Annotated in this window: 16 protein-coding genes; 7 read left to right on the top strand and 9 right to left on the bottom strand. The window is 67.7% G+C overall.

From position 1 onward, the window contains the following. Window positions 1–48 precede the first annotated feature (48 nt). Window positions 49–1311, top strand: coding sequence for a class I SAM-dependent methyltransferase (locus AC1DSA_RS23450; protein ID WP_477893314.1), 1263 nt, complete (start codon window positions 49–51; stop codon window positions 1309–1311). 11 nt (window positions 1312–1322) lie between these two features. Continuing rightward, window positions 1323–1646, top strand: coding sequence for a DUF1840 domain-containing protein (locus AC1DSA_RS23445; RefSeq protein WP_477893313.1), 324 nt, complete (start codon window positions 1323–1325; stop codon window positions 1644–1646). 49 nt (window positions 1647–1695) lie between these two features. Here AC1DSA_RS23445 and AC1DSA_RS23440 read toward each other — a convergent pair whose 3' ends face one another. The 9 genes from AC1DSA_RS23440 to AC1DSA_RS23400 form a co-directional block, all read right to left on the bottom strand. Further along, complete coding sequence (locus AC1DSA_RS23440; protein ID WP_477893339.1) at window positions 1696–2682, bottom strand: Bug family tripartite tricarboxylate transporter substrate binding protein; 987 nt, start codon at window positions 2680–2682, stop codon at window positions 1696–1698. 118 nt (window positions 2683–2800) lie between these two features. After that, the gene (locus tag AC1DSA_RS23435; protein ID WP_477893312.1) at window positions 2801–3787 is read right to left on the bottom strand and encodes a tripartite tricarboxylate transporter substrate-binding protein; all 987 of its coding nucleotides are present in this window, start codon (window positions 3785–3787) and stop codon (window positions 2801–2803) included. 154 nt (window positions 3788–3941) lie between these two features. Next, the gene (locus AC1DSA_RS23430; protein ID WP_477893311.1) at window positions 3942–5192 is read right to left on the bottom strand and encodes a phenylacetate--CoA ligase family protein; all 1251 of its coding nucleotides are present in this window, start codon (window positions 5190–5192) and stop codon (window positions 3942–3944) included. A gap of 17 nt (window positions 5193–5209) precedes the next feature. Next, window positions 5210–6094: an ABC transporter ATP-binding protein gene (locus AC1DSA_RS23425; protein ID WP_477893310.1), complete on the bottom strand. Its 885-nt coding sequence runs from the start codon at window positions 6092–6094 to the stop codon at window positions 5210–5212. A 93-nt stretch (window positions 6095–6187) separates the two neighbouring features. Continuing rightward, entirely contained in the window at window positions 6188–7501 is a 1314-nt protein-coding gene (locus AC1DSA_RS23420) for an ABC transporter substrate-binding protein (RefSeq protein WP_477893309.1), read from the bottom strand. Between the two features lie 40 nt (window positions 7502–7541). After that, window positions 7542–8618, bottom strand: coding sequence for a branched-chain amino acid ABC transporter permease (locus AC1DSA_RS23415; protein ID WP_477893308.1), 1077 nt, complete (start codon window positions 8616–8618; stop codon window positions 7542–7544). 12 nt (window positions 8619–8630) lie between these two features. Beyond that, entirely contained in the window at window positions 8631–9560 is a 930-nt protein-coding gene (locus tag AC1DSA_RS23410; RefSeq protein WP_477893307.1) for a branched-chain amino acid ABC transporter permease, read from the bottom strand. Between the two features lie 9 nt (window positions 9561–9569). Next, the gene (locus tag AC1DSA_RS23405) at window positions 9570–10478 is read right to left on the bottom strand and encodes an ABC transporter ATP-binding protein (protein ID WP_477893306.1); all 909 of its coding nucleotides are present in this window, start codon (window positions 10476–10478) and stop codon (window positions 9570–9572) included. Continuing rightward, window positions 10475–12409: an AMP-dependent synthetase/ligase gene (locus AC1DSA_RS23400; RefSeq protein WP_477893305.1), complete on the bottom strand. Its 1935-nt coding sequence runs from the start codon at window positions 12407–12409 to the stop codon at window positions 10475–10477. Before AC1DSA_RS23400 ends, AC1DSA_RS23405 begins: the two co-directional genes overlap by 4 nt. A gap of 211 nt (window positions 12410–12620) precedes the next feature. On the opposite strand from AC1DSA_RS23400, the gene AC1DSA_RS23395 reads away from it, so the two are divergent. The 5 genes from AC1DSA_RS23395 to pcl all read left to right on the top strand — a co-directional run bounded on the left by AC1DSA_RS23395 (window position 12621) and on the right by pcl (window position 16888). Next, the gene (locus tag AC1DSA_RS23395) at window positions 12621–13346 is read left to right on the top strand and encodes a Crp/Fnr family transcriptional regulator (protein WP_477893304.1); all 726 of its coding nucleotides are present in this window, start codon (window positions 12621–12623) and stop codon (window positions 13344–13346) included. Beyond that, window positions 13303–14118 (top strand): pseudouridine synthase, encoded by an 816-nt coding sequence (locus tag AC1DSA_RS23390; protein ID WP_477893303.1) that lies wholly within the window; start codon window positions 13303–13305, stop codon window positions 14116–14118. The genes AC1DSA_RS23395 and AC1DSA_RS23390 overlap by 44 nt, the downstream gene beginning before the upstream one ends. A 10-nt stretch (window positions 14119–14128) precedes the next feature. After that, a complete protein-coding gene (locus tag AC1DSA_RS23385) occupies window positions 14129–15154 on the top strand; it encodes an ABC transporter substrate-binding protein (protein ID WP_477893302.1) in 1026 nt (341 codons plus the stop codon). 130 nt (window positions 15155–15284) lie between these two features. Continuing rightward, window positions 15285–15674, top strand: coding sequence for a photoactive yellow protein (pyp, locus tag AC1DSA_RS23380; protein WP_477893301.1), 390 nt, complete (start codon window positions 15285–15287; stop codon window positions 15672–15674). Next, on the top strand, window positions 15674–16888 hold the full coding sequence (gene pcl, locus AC1DSA_RS23375) for a 4-coumarate--CoA ligase (protein WP_477893300.1): 1215 nt from the start codon (window positions 15674–15676) through the stop codon (window positions 16886–16888). The genes pyp and pcl overlap by 1 nt, the downstream gene beginning before the upstream one ends. The last annotated feature ends 88 nt before the right edge of the window (window positions 16889–16976 follow it).

The following is a 16976-nucleotide window of genomic DNA, read 5'->3' as shown; positions in this document are numbered from 1 at the left end:
TACAGTGCGACGGTTGACGCCGGACCAGCTGTCGCCAAGAATTTGCAGATGGAACCGCTGCTGCACAAGCTCGAAACGCAACTTGCCGCGCTGCCCGTGCCGGTCGCGCTCGGACTGCCCAAGGGGCGCCGCCTCGGGCCGCCGGACGCCCCGGTGCGGCTGGAGTTCCACGACTGGTCCGGCCTTGCGACGTTCGCCGCCGGCCAGATCGGCAAGATCGCCGAGGACTACGTCGAAAAGCGCGTGCGCATCGAAGGCCGCATGCGTGACGTCATGGCCGCAGCGGCGAACCTGCTGCCGGGCAGCCCGGTCGCCAGCGATACGCGCTGGTGGACGCAGATGCTGCGCCGGGCCCGGTCACTGGCCTCGCACACGCCGCAGCGGGATGCCGCGCAGGTCCGCTTCCACTACGACGTGTCCGACGACTTCTACGCGCTGTGGCTGGACCCGCGGCGGGTCTATTCGTGCGCCTACTACCGGGACGCCAGCCTGTCGCTCGCGCAGGCGCAGGAGGCCAAGCTCGACCACATCTGCCGCAAGCTGATGCTGCGCCCGGGCGAGCGCTTCCTCGACATCGGCGCCGGCTGGGGCGGCCTGCTGCTGTGGGCCGCCGAGAACTATGGCGTCAATGGCACCGGCATCACGCTGTCGCGCAACCAGCATGCGCACGTGAACCGCCTGATCGAAGAGAAGGGCCTGCAGGGCCGGGTGCAGATGCTGCAGCTGGACTACCGCGACCTGCCGGACGACCGGCCCTTCGACAAGATCGCTTCGGTCGGCATGTTCGAGCACGTGGGCCAGGCGAACATGCCGGGGTACTTCGGCAAGATCTACCGCCTGCTGGCGCCCGGCGGGCTGGTGATGAACCACGGCATCACCGCCGGCAGCACCGACTCCAGCCAGCTGGGCCTGGGCATGGGCGACTTCATCGGCAAGTACATCTTCCCCGGCGGCGAACTGCTGCACACGAGCGTCGTGCTGCGCGACATGGCGGCGAGCGGCCTGGAGATGGTGGACACCGAGAACCTGCGTCCGCACTACGCGCGCACGCTGTGGGCGTGGTCGGATGCGCTCGAGCAGCGCCTCGACGAAGCGCGCGTGGTGCTCGAGAAGACCCACGGGGAAGAGGGTGCCGGCACCGTGCTGCGCGCCTATCGCCTCTACCTGGCGGGCTGCGCCATGAGCTTCGAGCGCGGCTGGATCGCGCTGCACCAGTTCCTGGCCACGCGGCCGGACCACGACATGAAGACGGGCACGCTGCACGGTGCGCAGTCGGCCTATCCCTTCACCCGCGGCTACATGTATCGCTGATACTCGCTCGCATGCTCTACAAGTTCAAGTCCAAGGCCGCCGGCGACCTCATCATGCTGGAGCCCAACGGCCGGCGCGTGCTGGAGATCATCGGCAAGGACCCCGCAGCGAAGGGCATCATCCTGCCCGAGGCGATGCCGGCGGCGATCCAGGCGTTGGAGGGGGCCATCGCCCGCGAGGAAGCGGAGCACAAGGCGCTCATCGAGGAAGCCAAGGCGAAGGGCGAGGTCGCGCCGAAGTTCGACGCCGTGTCGCTGCGCCAACGGGCGGTGCCCTTCCTCGACATGCTCAGGCGCTGCAGCGCCGCCGGCAAGGAAATCGTCTGGGGCGTGTGATGCCCGGCGCGCGGCACACGGTCCGCGCGCGCGATGCCTGGTGGATTGACTAGTCCACCTTCGCGCCCGAGGCCTTGACGACGGGGGCCCACTTCTTCATCTCGCGGTCGATCATCTGGGCGAACTGCGCGGGCGTGTTGCCGCTGGGGATCGCGCCCTGCGCCAGCAGCCGCTCCTTCATGGCCGGGGTGGCGAGCGCCTTCGCCGTTTCCTGCTGGATGCGATTGACGATGTCCATGGGCGTGCCGGCCGGCGCGAGCAGGCCGAACCACGAGCTCGCCTCGAAGCCCTTGAGCGAAGGTCCCCCCGCTTCCTCCACGGTGGGGACGTCGGGCAGCGCCGCCGAGCGCGTGGCGCTGGTCACCGCGAGCGCCTTGAGCTTGCCCGACTTGATGTGCGTCATTGCCGAAGGCAGGTTGTCGAACATCACGTCCATGTCGCCGGACATCAGGCTGAACAGCGCCGGGTTGGAGCCCTGGAACGGGAAGTGCGTCATGTAGACGCCGGTCATGGACTTGAACAGCTCGCCGGCGAGGTGGATCGAGGTGCCGTTGCCGCTGGAGGCCATGTTCAGCTTGCCGGGGTTGGCCTTGGCGTACTTGATGAAATCCTGGACGGTGGCGATCTTGCGGGCGGCCGCCTTCTCGGTATTGACCACCATGACGTTCGGAACCCCGGCCACCAGCGTGATCGGCTGGAAGTCCTTCTGCGGGTCGTAGGGCATCTTCGCGTACAGCGACTTGTTGATCGCGTGCGTGCCCACCGTGCCCATGAGCAGCGTGTACCCATCCGGCGCCGCCTTCGACACGAGGTCGGCGCCGATGTTGCCGCCCGCGCCCGGCTTGTTGTCGACCACGAAGGACTGGCCGAGCGACCGGGTCAGTTCCTGCGCCACCGCGCGCGCCAGGATGTCGGTGGTGCCGCCGGCCGCGAAGGGCACGACGATGCGCACGGGCTTGGCCGGCCAGGCGGCCTGCGCGAAGGACGACAGGGGCAGCAGGCCGGCCGCGACGGCGGTGCCGGCGGCCAGCAGGATGCGGCGGTTCGGGGAAACGGGACGGCTCACGGAGGTCTCCTTGGATGTCTTGGTGCGCTGCGCATGATGCCAAGGAAAAAGCCTCCCGAAGGAGGCTTTCCGCTGGCGTGGTCCGAGCTTAATCGACGTAGACGTTGGCCGCCTTGATCAGGGGGCTCCACTTGCCGATTTCAGACTCCACGAATTTCTTGTGCTCCGCCGGGTCGGTGCGCTTGTCGGTCACGACCACGGCCCCCAGGCCTTCCTCGCGCTTGACGAACTCAGGATCCTTCAGCGCGACCTTCAGGGCGTCGTTCAGCTTCTTGAGCACCGGCGCGGGCGTGCCCTTGGGCGCGTACAGGCCGTGGAAGATGGTCACGTTGAAATCCTTGACGCCCGATTCCTGCATCGTCGGCACGTCCTTCAGGGACGCGACGGACAGGCGCTTGGGCGTGGTCACCGCGAACACCTTCACCTTCTTGCCTTCGATGGCGGCGGTGGTGTTGGTGGTCTGGTCGCACATCAGGTCGATCTGGCCGCCCATCAGGTCGGTCATGGCCGGGCCGGTGCCCTTGTACGGCACGGCGGTCATGTCCACGCCCATCGCGTGCTGGAACAGCATGCCGCAGAGGTGCGAGGCCGAGCCGACGCCGGCGTTGCCCAGGTTGATCTTGCCCTTGTTCTGCTGGATCCAGGCGACCATTTCCTTGTAGTTGGCGGCCGGCAGGGTGGGCTTGCCGATGATCGTCATCGGCACGTCGTTGATCAGGCCCAGGTACTCGAAGTCGCTCTCCACCTTGAAGGGGATGTTGCGCACCAGCGTGGGCATGGTCGCCATGCCGATGTGATGCAGCAGCAGCGTGTAGCCGTCGGCGGGGGCCTTGGCCACCTTGTTGGCGCCGATGGAGCCACCCGCGCCGGCTGCGTTGTCGACGATGACGACGGCGCCGCCCAGGGGCTTGCGCAGGGCTTCGGCCAGGTCGCGCGCCACCTTGTCCGTGGGGCCGCCCGCGGCGAAGGGCACGATGATGGTGATGGGCTTGGACGGGTAGGCGGCCTGGGCGCCGGCACCCAGCGCGGCAGCCATCAGCGCGACCGGCACGAGCGACTGGAACAGTTTCTTCATTGGGAACTCCGAGGGGAAAAACCGCGCGATCATAAGGACGCGCCGGCGATGTTGCATCGCCGGAACTACTTAGGCTTTGTCCTTCATCAGGATTCCAGACTTTTGTCGCGCCGCCCCGATGGCCGGCCAACCCGGCCGTGTGTCCCCGCCATGTCTACTTGTAGCTGCGTGCGTCCTCGATGACCTTGCCGTCGTTCGGCAGGCTGCCCGGCTGCACCAGCTGCACGTCGGCGCGCAGCTTGGTGACGTCGCGCACGGCTTCGCCGATGCGGGCGTCGAGCCCCTGCGGCGCCGCGCTGGCTTCCACCTTGAGCGTCATCACGTCGTTGGCCATCTCGCCGCTCACCACCAGCCGCGCCTTGACGATCTCCGGGAAGCGGCGGGTGATGTCCGCGACCTGGCCCGGGTGCACGAACATGCCGCGGATCTTGGTGGTCTGGTCGGCCCGGCCGAGCCAGCCCTTGATGCGCATGTTGGTGCGGCCCGTGGGGTCCTCGCCGGCGAGCACCGCCGACAGGTCGCCGGTGCCGAAGCGGATCAGCGGATAGCCGGGGTTGAGCGTGGTCACCACGACTTCGCCGACTTCCCCGGCGGCCACGACGTCGCCGGTGCCGGGACGGACGATCTCCACGATCACCCCTTCGTCGATCACCATGCCCTGCCGGGCGCTGGTCTCGTAGGCGATCAGGCCGAGGTCCGCGGTCGCGTAGCTCTGGAAGACGTCCATGCCGCGCTCCAGGAACCAGTCGCGCAGGCTGGGCGGGAAGGCTTCGCCGCCCACCATGCCCTTGCGCATGCTGGACAGGTCGCTGCCGGTCTCCTGCGCCTTCTCCACCAGGATGCGCAGGAAGCTGGGCGTGCCGGCATAGGCGGCCGGCCGCAGTTCCGCGATCGCCTGCAGCTGCTGCTCGGTCTGGCCGACGCCGGCCGGGAACACGGTGCAGCCCACCGCGTGCGCGCCGGATTCCATGATGAACGCGCCCGGCGTCATGTGGTAGCTGAAGGCGTTGTGCACGAGGTCGCCGCCGCGGAACCCCGCCGCGTACATCGCGCGCCCCACGCGCCAGTAGTCGCGCGTGCTGCCTTCGGGTTCGTAGATGGGGCCGGGCGAGGCATAGATGCGCGGCATGGCCGGCCCGCGCACCAGCGCGGAGAAGCCGCCGAAGGGGTCGTCGGCGCGCTGCGCCTGCTGCCGCTGCAGCAGTTCGCTCTTGCGCGTCACAGGCAGCTTCGCCAGCGCTTCGCGGGTGGTGACCCGCGCGCAATCGACGCCCGCCAGGATGGCGCCATAGGCGCCGGTGGCCTGCTGTGCGTGGGCCAGCTGCGCCGGCAGTGCGGCCATGAGCTGGGTCTCGCGCTCGGCGGGCGCGCGCGTCTCCAGGCTGTCGTAGAACGGCTTCGTCATCGTCCCGGTCCTCCCCGTCAGGCCAGCCAGCGCTTGCGGCGCTTGTAGCTTTTCACTTCGCGGAAGCTCTTGCGCTTGCCGCCGCCCACGCCCAGGTAGAACTCCTTGACGTCCTCGTTGTTCGCCAGGTCGGCGGCCGGGCCGTCCATGACGATGCGGCCGCTTTCCATGATGTAGCCGTAGTCGGCGTACTGCAGGGCCATGTTGGTGTTCTGTTCCGCCAGCAGGAAGGTGACCCGCTCCTTGGCGTTGAGGTCCTTCACGATCTCGAACACCTCCTCCACGATCTGCGGCGCCAGGCCCATGGAAGGCTCGTCCAGCAGCACGATGCTCGGGTTGGCCATCAGCGCGCGGCCGATCGCGCACATCTGCTGCTCGCCGCCCGAGGTGTAGGCCGCCTGCGAGGTGCGGCGCGTCTTCAGGCGCGGGAAGTAGTTGTAGACCTTCTCCAGGTTGGCCGCGACCTCCGCGCGGTTGCTGCGCGTGTACGAGCCGGTGAGCAGGTTCTCCTCGATCGTGAGGTGCGCGAAGCAGTGCCGGCCTTCCATCACCTGGACCACGCCGCGCTGCACCAGGTCGGCGGGCGTGAGGTTCTCGATGCGTTCGCCGCGCAGTTCGATGGAGCCCTTGGTGACCTCGCCGCGCTCGCCCTTGAGCAGGTTGGACACGGCGCGCAGCGTCGTGGTCTTGCCGGCGCCGTTGCCGCCGAGCAGCGCGACGATCCCGCCTTCGGGCACCTGCAGCGACACGCCCTTGAGCACGAGGATCACGTGGTTGTAGATGACCTCGATGCCGTTGACGTTGAGAACGACAGTCCGCGGCTGCAAGCCTGCCTGCGCAGGTTGGGACGGACTGTCGCTGGCCGGCCTCTGGCCGGCGTCGGCCTTCGTTGTGGATTGCATCTGGATCGTTCCTCGGGGGCTGGGATGGAGGCGCGCGGAGGAGCGCCCCCACCCCAACCCTCCCCCGAAGGGGAGGGAGCAAGGCAGGTCAGGTCAGGACTGGCAGTCCGCAGCCGGGCGCCGCTGCATCTTCTTGTCCGCCAGGTACTTTTCCGAGCCGGTCTTCACCATCGGCTTGATGATCTGCTCGTCGGCCTGGTACCAGTCGCTGGAGAACTTCCACTCCTTGCCATCCCAGGTGTGGATGCGCGCCCAGGTGGAACCCATGTGGTCCTGGCAGGACGTGCTGATCGGGCGCAGCACGCCGGCGAACCCCAGTGCGTCCAGCCGCTTCTGGTCCAGCGCCAGGTTCTCCAGGCCCCAGCGGACCTGCTCGCCCGTCATGACCTTGCCCTTGCCATAGCGCTCCTGCGCGCGGCGCACCGCTTCGACGCCCAGCATCTGGATGATCAGGCCGCGGGTGTACAGCACCGAGCCGACTTCCTCGCGCGGGCCGGTGCCCTGGCCCTTGTCGTGCACGTACTTGAGGATGTCCTGGATCACCTTGGGCTGCTGGCCGGAGGTGTTGAGCGCCAGTGCGTTGTAGCCCTTGGCGCCATCACCCACGTCCTTCACGTCCGGCTCCGCGCCCGACCACCACACGCCGTACATCTTGTCGCGCGGGTAGCCCGTGGCCTGCGCTTCCTTCAGGGCGGTGGAGTTCATCACGCCCCAGCCCCACAGCAGAACGTAGTCGGGACGGTTCTGGCGCACCTGCAGCCAGGCGGCCTTCTGCTCCACGCCGGGCGCCGTCACCGGCACCAGGCTCAGGTTGAAGCCATGCATCTTCGCGCGCTCTTCCAGCAGCGGGATCGGCTCCTTGCCGAAAGGCGAGTCGTGGTACACGAGGGCGATCTTCTTGCCCTTGAGCTTGTCCCAGCCGCCTTCCTTCTTGGCGATGTGCTGCAGGATGATGTCGGCGCCGGTCCAGTAGCTGCCCATCAGCGGGAAGTTCCACTTGAAGGCCATGCCGTCCTGCGCCACCGACAGGCCGTAGCCCAGGGTGATCAGGGGCACCTTGTCGTTCGGCACCTTCTCGGTCAGCGCGAAGGTGATGCCGGTGGCCTGCGGATCGAACAGGGTGACGCCGGGACGGCCCTTCAGGCGCTCGTAGCACTCCACGCCGCGGTCGGTGGCGTAGCCGGTCTCGCATTCCTCGAACGTGATCTTCACGCCGTTGATGCCGCCATCGCGCGCGTTGATCAATTTGATGTAGTCCTGCTTGCCGTTGGCCCACGGCGTGCCGTTGGGCGCGTAGGGGCCGGTGCGATAAGAGAGCAGCGGGAAGAACTGCTCCTTCGCCTGGGCGAACACGCCCGTGGCGGCCACTCCCAACAGGGCGGCGAGTAGTGCGGAACGCAACTTCATTGGATGTCTCCTCTTGGTGAACACAGGGGGCTGGAAAGAATCAGTGCGGGAAGGGCCACAGGCGCAGCTTCTGCTTGCCGGTGGCCCACAGGCGCGCGAGGCCGTGCGGCTCAACGATCAGGAACCAGACGATCAGCGCGCCGAAGATCATCAGTTCGGCGTGCGAGATGCCGGCGGTGGAGATCGTGATGCCGAACAGCGAAGCGAAGGCCGGCAGGAACTGGTTCAGGAAGATCGGCAGCACGACGATGAAGGCGGCGCCGAAGAAGGCGCCCGTGATCGAGCCGAGGCCGCCGATGATCACCATGAACAGCAGGCGGAACGACTGGTCCACCGAGAAGGCGGCAGGCTCCCAGGCGCCCAGGTAGACGAAGGCCCAGAGCGCGCCGGCCACGCCGACGATGAAAGAGCTGACCGCAAAGGCGCTCAGCTTGGCGTACATGGGGCGGATGCCGATCACGGCGGCGGCGACGTCCATGTCGCGGATCGCCATCCACTCGCGGCCGATCGCGCTGCGCACCAGGTTCTTCGCCAGCAAGGCCATCACCACCAGGATCGCGAGGCAAAACCAGTACTTGCTGGTGGCGCTTTCGATCGGCAGGCCGAACACCTGCAGGGCGTTGACCGACACCGAGCCCGAGGGCGAGTCGTTCACCAGCCACTTGATGCGCAGGAACGCCCAGTCGGAGAAGAACTGCGCGGCCAGCGTCGCGACCGCGAGATAGAGGCCTTTCACGCGCAGGCTGGGCAGGCCGAACAGGATGCCGAACAGGGTCGCGCACAGGCCGCCCAGCAGGATGGCCGGAACCAGCGGCATGCCGGGGATGCGCACGAAGAAGTTGTAGGCCCCGTAGGCGCCCACCGCCATGAAGGCACCGGAGCCGAGCGAGATCTGCCCGCAGTAGCCGACGAGGATGTTCACGCCCAACGCGGCGAGCGCCATGATCAGGAAGGGGATCAGGATCGCGCGGAACATGTAGTCGCTGGCGATCGAAGGCACCAGGAAGAAGGCGATGGCGAGGATGGCGGCGATCGCCACGCGGTCCTGCAGGATCGGGAAGATCTGCAGGTCGCTGCGGTAGCTGGTCTTGAACTGGCCGTTTTCGCGGTAAAGCATGGTGATTCGTCCTTACACGCGGTCGATGATCTTTTCGCCGAACAGGCCCTGCGGCCGCACCAGCAGGAAGCCGAGCGCCAGCACGTAGGCGAACCAGATTTCGATGCCGCCGCCCACCAGCGGGCCGATGTAGACCTCGGAGAGCTTCTCGCCCACGCCGATGATCAGGCCGCCGATGATGGCGCCCGGCACCGAGGTGAGTCCGCCCAGGATCACCACCGGCAGCGCGCGCAATGCGACCGTCGCCAGGGAGAACTGCACGCCCAGCTTGCTGCCCCAGATCATCCCGGCCACCAGCGCGACGACGCCGGCGACGCACCACACGATCACCCAGATGCGCGCCAGCGGGATGCCGATGGACTGCGCGGCCTGGTGGTCGTCGGCCACCGCGCGCAGCGCCCGGCCGGTGGACGTCTTCTGGAAGAACACGGACAGCAGGATCACCAGGGCGGCGGAGATCGCCGCGGCGATCAGGTCCTCCTTGTTGATCAGGATGCCGCCCTGGAACACGCTCTCGAAAGCGATCACGGGGTCCTTGGGCATGCCGATGTCGATCTTGTAGATGCTGTTGCCGAACAGCGTCTGGCCCAGGCCTTCGAGGAAGTAGGCGATGCCCAGCGTGGCCATCAGCAGCGTCGCGCCTTCCTGGTTGACCAGCCGGCGCAGCACCAGGAACTCGATCACCCAGGCCACCACGAACATGATGGCGCCGGCGATCACGAAGGCCGCGACGGTGGCGACGATCGGGCTGGTGATGCCGGTCCAGGCCGGGATCCATTCCGCGAAGCGCGCCATGGCGAGCGCCGCGAACAGCACCATCGCGCCCTGCGCGAAGTTGAAGACGCCGGACGCCTTGAAGATCAGCACGAAGCCGAGCGCGACCAGCGAATACAGCATGCCGGCCATGAGGCCGCCCAGCAGAGTTTCGAGAAAGAAGCCCATGGTGTGCTTTCAGTGCGAGGTGCCGAGGTAGGCGCGGATCACTTCGGGGTTGTTGCGCACCTCGTCCGGCGGCCCGTCGCCGATCTTCTTGCCGTAGTCCAGCACCACGATGCGGTCGGAGATGTCCATCACCACGCCCATGTCGTGCTCGATCAGCACGACCGTGGTTCCGAATTCGTCGTTCACGTCCAGGATGAAGCGGCACATGTCCTGCTTCTCCTCCATGTTCATGCCGGCCATGGGTTCGTCCAGCAGCAGCACCTGCGGCTCCATCGCGAGCGCGCGGCCGAGGTCGACGCGCTTTTGCAGGCCATAGGGCAGCTGGCCCACCGGGGTCTTGCGATAGGCCTGGATCTCCAGGAAGTCGATGATCCGTTCGACCACCTCGCGGTGGCGGATCTCCTCGCGTTCGGCCGGCCCGATGCGCAGCGCCTGCAGCAGCAGGTTGCTCTTGATGCGCAGGTTGCGGCCGGTCATGATGTTGTCCAGCACGCTCATGCCCTTGAACAGCGCCAGGTTCTGGAAGGTGCGGGCGATCCCCATCTCCGCCACCTGCCGGCTCTTCATGTGGTTGAAGCGCTTGCCGCGGAAGGTGATGTGGCCTTGCTGCGGCTGGTAGACGCCGTTGATGCAGTTGAGCATCGAGCTCTTGCCGGCGCCGTTGGGCCCGATGATGGCGCGCACCTCGTGCTCGCACACGTCGAAGGAGATGTCGGTGAGCGCCTTGACGCCGCCGAAGGCCAGCGAGATGTTGCGCACGTCCAGGATCACTTCGCCGATGCGGCGGCCGGCGTTGGCGATCGGCTCGGACGACAGCGTCGAGGCGGGCTCGCCGGCGTCGGGACGTTCCAGCTCCGTGACCGATCCTTCCGCGAGCGGCGCGTCGAACGGAGTCACCAGGGTGGAGGCGGGGTTCATGCGGCAGCCCTCATGGCGGGATAGGTCCGGGCATCCATGATCTTCAGCGTGGCGCTGACCATGCCCGTGCGCCCATCCTCGAACTTGACCTGGGTCTCGATGTACTGCTCGTTGCGGCCGCCGTACAGCGCATCCAGCAGCACCTGGTACTTCTCGGCGATGAAGCCCCGGCGGACCTTGTTGGTGCGGGTGAGTTCGCCGTCGTCGGCGTCCAGTTCCTTGTGCAGCACGAGGAAGCGGTGGATCTGGCTGCCGGCCAGCTTCTCGTCGGCGGCGAGGTCGGCGTTCACCTTCTCGATGCACTCCTTCATCAGCTGGTAGACCTCGGGCTTCTGCGCCAGGTCCGTGTAGCCGGCGTAGGGCAGGTTGCGCTTCTCGGCCCAGTTGCCGACCGCCTCGAAGTCGATGTTGAGCATGGCGCAGGCCATGTCGCGGCGGTCGCCCACCGCCACCGCTTCCTTGATGTGCGGGAAGAACTTCAGCTTGTTCTCGATGTACTTGGGCGCGAACATCGCGCCGTCGGCCAGCCGGCCCACGTCCTTGGCGCGGTCGATGATCTTCAGGTGGCCGTGGGCGTCCAGGAAGCCGGCGTCACCCGTGTGGTACCAGCCGTCGGCGGTCTTCACTTCGGCGGTGGCCTGCGGGTTCTTGTAGTACTCCTTGAGCAGGCCGGGCGAGCGCACCAGGATCTCCCCGTTGTCCTGCACCTTGATCTCCACGCCGCGGCAGGGAACGCCCACCGTGTCCGAGTGCACCTCGTTGTCCGGCTGCATGCAGACGAACACGGCGGTCTCGGTGCTGCCGTACAGCTGCTTGAGGTTGATGCCGATGGCGCGGTAGAAGGTGAACAGGTCGGGGCCGATCGCCTCGCCGGCGGTGTAGGCCACGCGCACGCGCGACATCCCCAGGTTGTTGCGCAGCGGTCCGTACACCAGCAGGTTGCCGATGGCGTACTTCAGGCGGTCCAGCGTGCCGATCGCCTTGCCGTCCCTCAGGGCCGGGCCGACGCGGCGTGCCAGGTCCATGCAGGCATGGAACATGTGCCGCTTGATCGTGCCCGCATCCTCCATGCGGATCATCACGCTGGTCAGCAGGCCCTCGAAGATCCGCGGCGGCGCGAAGTAGTAGGTCGGCCCGATCTCCTTCAGGTCGATCATCACCGTGCCGGCGGATTCCGGGCAGTTCACCACGTAGCCGCAGGCCAGCCACTGCGCGTAGCTGAAGATGTTCTGGCCGATCCACGCCGGCGGCATGTAGGCCAGCACTTCCTCTTTGTCGGTGAGGTGGTCGAACTCGGCGCCGGCGTGCGCGCGATCGAGCAGCGTGCGGTTGGTGTGCACCACGCCCTTGGGCTGGCCGGTGGTGCCGGAGGTGAAGAACATCGCGGCCACGTCGTCGGGCGTGCCCTGTTCCACTTCGGCGCGGAAGAAGTCGGGATGCTGGCGCGCGAACACTTCGCCGGCGGCCAGCAGTTCGTCCAGCGACGCCAGCCCGGTCTCGACGTAGTTGCGCAGGCCGCGCGGATCGTCGTAGAAGATCGTGCCCAGCTGCGGGCATTGCGCGCGGATCTCCAGCAGCTTGTCGACCTGCTCCTGGTCTTCGGCCAGGGCGAAGCGGACGTCGGCGTTGTTGATCGGGAAGACGCACTCCGCGCCCACCGCGTCCTGGTACAGGGGGATGGGGATCGCGCCCAGGGACTGCACCGCGAGCATCGTGGCGTACAGGCGCGGGCGGTTGGCGCCGACGACCACCATGTGCTCGCCGCGGGTGAGTCCGGCCTGGTGCAGGCCGCAGGCCAGGTGCTCCACCATGTGCGCCAGCCGTGCCCACGTGAGCGCCTGCCAGATGCCGTATTCCTTCTCGCGCATGGCCGCGGCGGCGGGCCGCCGGGATGCGTGCTGCAGCAGCAGCCGCGGGAAAGTTGTCTCCATGCCCTTGTCCTTGCGTGAGGCGTATGGCGGCAATGTAGGCGGGGGTTTGACGTCCTGCTGTCTTTGCGACGACATTCCTAGGGAATATCCTAGTAGGGTGTGCACCCTCGGTGCGCCGGCCTTGATGCAGGTCAGACGCGCCCCGCACCGCACCGACTGCGCCGAGCCGTGACGCAAAATCGAACGCCGACCCGCACCGAATACCACTCCGATGTCCGCCGAAACCAGCCTGCACCAGCGCCGTCGCGAGCCCACGCAATCGGAGCTCGCGGGCATTCCGTGGCTCGCCCGCCTGCAGCAGCCGGAGCGGGACGTGGCCGTGCGCGCCATCAAGGTGGGCGACGCCCTGCCCGGCGATTACCTGTGCCGCGTCGGCCGGCCCGTCACGTACTGGTTCGGCGTGATCGAGGGCCTGCTCAAGATGAGCAACGAGAACGAGCAGGGCCAGACCATCACCTTCAGCGGCCTGCCGCCCGGTGGGTGGTTCGGCGAAGGCACCGTGCTCAAGCGCGAGGTCTACCGCTACAACATCCAGGCGCTGCGCAAGAGCGTCGTGGCGGGGCTGCCCGCGGACACCTTCCACTGGCTGCTGGACCATTCGATCGGCTTCAACCGTTTCGTGATGAACCAGCTGAACGAACGCCTGGCGCAATTCATCGCCGCGCGCGAGATCGACCGCATGAACAGCCCCGACCTGCGCGTGGCCCGCAGCCTGGCAGCGCTGTTCAACCCGGTGCTGTTCCCGGGCGTGGGCGAGGTGCTGCGCATCACGCAGCAGGAACTGGCCTACCTCGTGGGCCTGTCGCGCCAGCGGGTGAACGAGGCGCTGTCCTCGCTGCAGGAACAAGGCATCATCCGGGTCGAATACGGTGGGCTGCGCGTCCTCGACCTGCATGCCCTGCGCTCCACTCCCTTCCCCGTCCGCGCCCATGCCTGATGCACCTGCCGCCCCCGGCGGCACCACCCGACTGAACAAACGCATGGCCGAACTGGGCATGTGCTCACGGCGGGAGGCGGACGACTGGATCGCCAGGGGCTGGGTCAAGGTGAACGGCGCCGTCGCGCCCATGGGGCTGCAGGTCGGCCCGCAGGCGAAGATCGAGATCGACCCGAAGGCGCGCGGCCAGCAGCGCGAGCAGGTCACGATCCTGCTGCACAAGCCGATCGGCTACGTGAGCGGCCAGGCGGAAGACGGCTACGAGCCTGCCGTGGTGCTGGTCCAGGGCCGAAATCGCTGGACGGGCGACACCGCACCCCACCGCTTCGCGCCCTCGCAGCTCAAGGGGCTGGCGCCGGCCGGCCGGCTGGACATCGATTCGACCGGCCTGCTGGTGCTCACGCAGGACGGCCGCGTGGCCCGGCAGCTGATCGGCGAGGACTCCGGCGTGGAGAAGGAATACCTCGTGCGCGTGGGCTTCGGCGCGGTCAGCAACGACGTGCAGGCGGTGTTCCCGCCGCAGCAACTGGTCCTGCTGCGGCACGGCCTCAGCCTGGACGGTCAGGCGCTCAAGCCCGCCAGGGTGGACTGGCAGAACCCGGAGCAGCTGCGCTTCGTGCTCACCGAAGGCAAGAAGCGCCAGATCCGGCGGATGTGCGAGATCGTGGGGCTGAAGGTGCTGGGCCTCAAGCGCGTGCGCATCGGCCGCGTCACGCTCGGGCAACTGCCGCTCGGGCAATGGCGCTACCTGGCGCCCAACGAACGGTTCTGAAGGAACAGGCATGCAAGGAAAGCCGTGGCTCGCGCTCGCCCTCCTGGCGGCCGCGCTGCACTCGCCGGCGCGGGCGCAGGGCGTGGTGAATGCGATCTGCAGCACCGACCAGTCGTGGTGCGAGCTGGCCGCGCAGGAGTTCAGCAAGGCGACCGGCATCCGCGTGCTGCAGACGCGCAAGCCCACGGGCGAGGCGCTCGCCCAGCTGCGCGCGGAAGCCTCCAACCCGAAGACCGATCTCTGGTGGGGCGGCACGGGCGACCCGTACTACCAGGCGGCGGAGGTGGGACTGCTGGAGCCGTACCGGCCCGGCTACCTGGGCGACCTGCATGGGTGGGCGGTGCGCCAGTACGCCATGAGCCAGAACCAGGTCGGCGGCTTTTACACCAGCGCCATCGGCTTCGGCTGGAACGAGGAGGTGCTCAGGAAGAAGAAGCTGCCGGCGCCCAAATGCTGGAAGGACCTGCTCGACCCCCGCTACAAGGGCGAGATCGAGACTTCCCATCCCGCCTCCAGCGGCACCGGGTACACGATCCTCGCCGGACTCGTGCAGCTGATGGGCGAGGACGCGGCCTTCGACTACCTGAAGAAGCTGCATCGCAACGTCACCCAGTACACGCGCAGCGGCACGGCGCAGGCGCGCAACGTGGCGCGCGGCGAGGTGGCGATCGGCGTCAGCTTCATCTTCGGCTTCGACAACGAGCGGCTGACGAACAAGTTTCCCGTCTACGCGGCGGCGCCCTGCGAGGGCACGCCCTACGAGATCGGCGGCATTGCCCTGGTGAAGGGCGCGCGCAACCCGGAAGCGGCGCGCCGCTACTACGACTGGCTCATGAGCCCCGCCGGCCAGCAGATCGGCGCCCGCGCCAACAGCCTGCAGGTGCCGGCCAACAAGACCTTCCGGCCGGACCCGCGTATCCCGTCGCTCGAAGGGGTTCGCCTGATCAAGTACGACTTCGAGAAGTTCGGCAAGGCGGCCGAACGCAAGCGGCTGGTGGACCGCTGGACCCGCGAGGTCGAGTCGCTGCCGCGGTAAACCGCGGCAGGCGAAAGTGCCGGCGACGCGCGCCGCCGTGCGGGCGGCGGCGCGTGGCCGACCGATGGCGGACGAATTCCGATTCGCCTTTCATAAACTTTCCTTTTTGTCATACGACACAGGAAAGAAGATGCCCAGTTCGCTCAACATCGTCGGTTTCGGCAAGGACGACATCGACAACGTGCTGTCACGGCTGTCGGCGAAGGAGGTCGACCAGCTCGCCTTCGGCGCGGTGCAGCTCGACGGAAAAGGGACGATCCTCCAGTACAACGCCGCGGAAGCCGGCATCACCGGGCGCGATGCGAAGGCGGTGATCGGCAGGAACTTCTTCCGCGAGGTGGCGCCCTGCACCAGCACGCCCGCCTTCAAGGGTCTGTTCGACAAGGGCGTGCGCGAAGGCAACCTGAACACCATGTTCGAGTACGTCTTCGACTACAACATGTCGCCGACCAAGGTGAAGATCCACATGAAGAAGGCGATCAGCGACGACAGCTACTGGATCTTCGTCAAGCGCCTGTGATGCAGCCTTGGTGGGAGCCGCGCGCCGTGCTGCGCCGCTTCGTCGCAGACATGCTCGCCGACGAACTGGCGCGCCTGCGCCGCAGCAGCGTGCCGCCACCGGCCGGCTGGAGCGAGGACCTGCGGCTGGACGCAGACCTCGGCGTCGACTCGCTCGAACACATGAACCTGGCCTCGGCCCTGGCCGAGGCATTGCAGCTGTACGAGTCCGGCATCGAGGACCACCTGCTGGCGCGCCGCACCCTGGGCGAGTGGCTGGACATCGCGCAGGCCGGACTCGCCCGCTTCGACGAGCGTCTCGTCTTCCGAACCTCGGGCAGCACGGGCGCGCCCAAGCCCTGCGTGCACGCGCTGGCCACCCTGCGCCAGGAAGTGCAGCACCTGGCCAGCTATTTTCCGGGGCGACGTCGCGTGCTCTGCGCGGTTCCCAGTCACCACATCTACGGCTTCCTGTTCGGCGTGCTGTTGCCGAAGGAGCTCGGCATCCCCGCGGACTCGGTGCAGGACCTGCGCACCGGCACGCCTGCGTGGCTGGCCCGTGTGGCGCAGCCGGGTGACCTCGTCATCGCACATCCGGAGTTCTGGCGCGCGCTCGCGGGCAGCGCTGCGACGCTGCCGATCGACGTGTTCGGCGTCACGTCCACGGGGCCGTGTCCCGCCGATGTGGCCGAAGGTGTTCTCCGCGCGGGACTCGATCGGCTGGTGCAGATCTACGGCGCGTCCGAGACGGCGGGCATCGCCGCGCGCCGCTCGCATGCGGAACCCTACACGCTGTTTCCGTACTGGAGCTTCGATCGCTCCAATGCGCAGTGGCTGGTTCGTGCGCTGCCCGACGGCGGACAGCAGGTGGTCGCCCTGCCGGATGCACTGGTCCCCTGCGGCGAGCGCATGTTCCGGCTCGGCGCACGCCACGACCAGGCCGTGCAGGTGGCGGGCATCAATGTCTTCCCAGCGCGAGTGCGCGACGTGCTGTGCCGGCATCCGTCGGTGCGGGACGCCGCGGTGCGGCTGATGCGGCCGGAGGAGGGTGCGCGCCTGAAGGCATTCGTCGTGCCGGCGCAAGACGCCCCTGCGGAGCCGGAACTGTTCGCGGACCTGCGCGCCTGGATCGCCCGCGAACTCACTCCGCCCGAACGTCCGAAGGCCCTGCGGCTGGGAAGCGCCTTGCCCCGGACCGCTTCCGGCAAGCTGGCCGACTGGTTGCTGGAAGACTAGCGCAGCAGCGCCGACGCAAAAGAAAAAGGCCGGGATGTCCCGGCCTTCTTCATTGCGGTGAGCGAGGCGGCGTTGCCGCCGCCCCGTT

The organism is Ramlibacter sp. P4_H7 (genome assembly GCF_056400765.1).
This window is presented reverse-complemented; position numbering and strand designations above follow the sequence as displayed.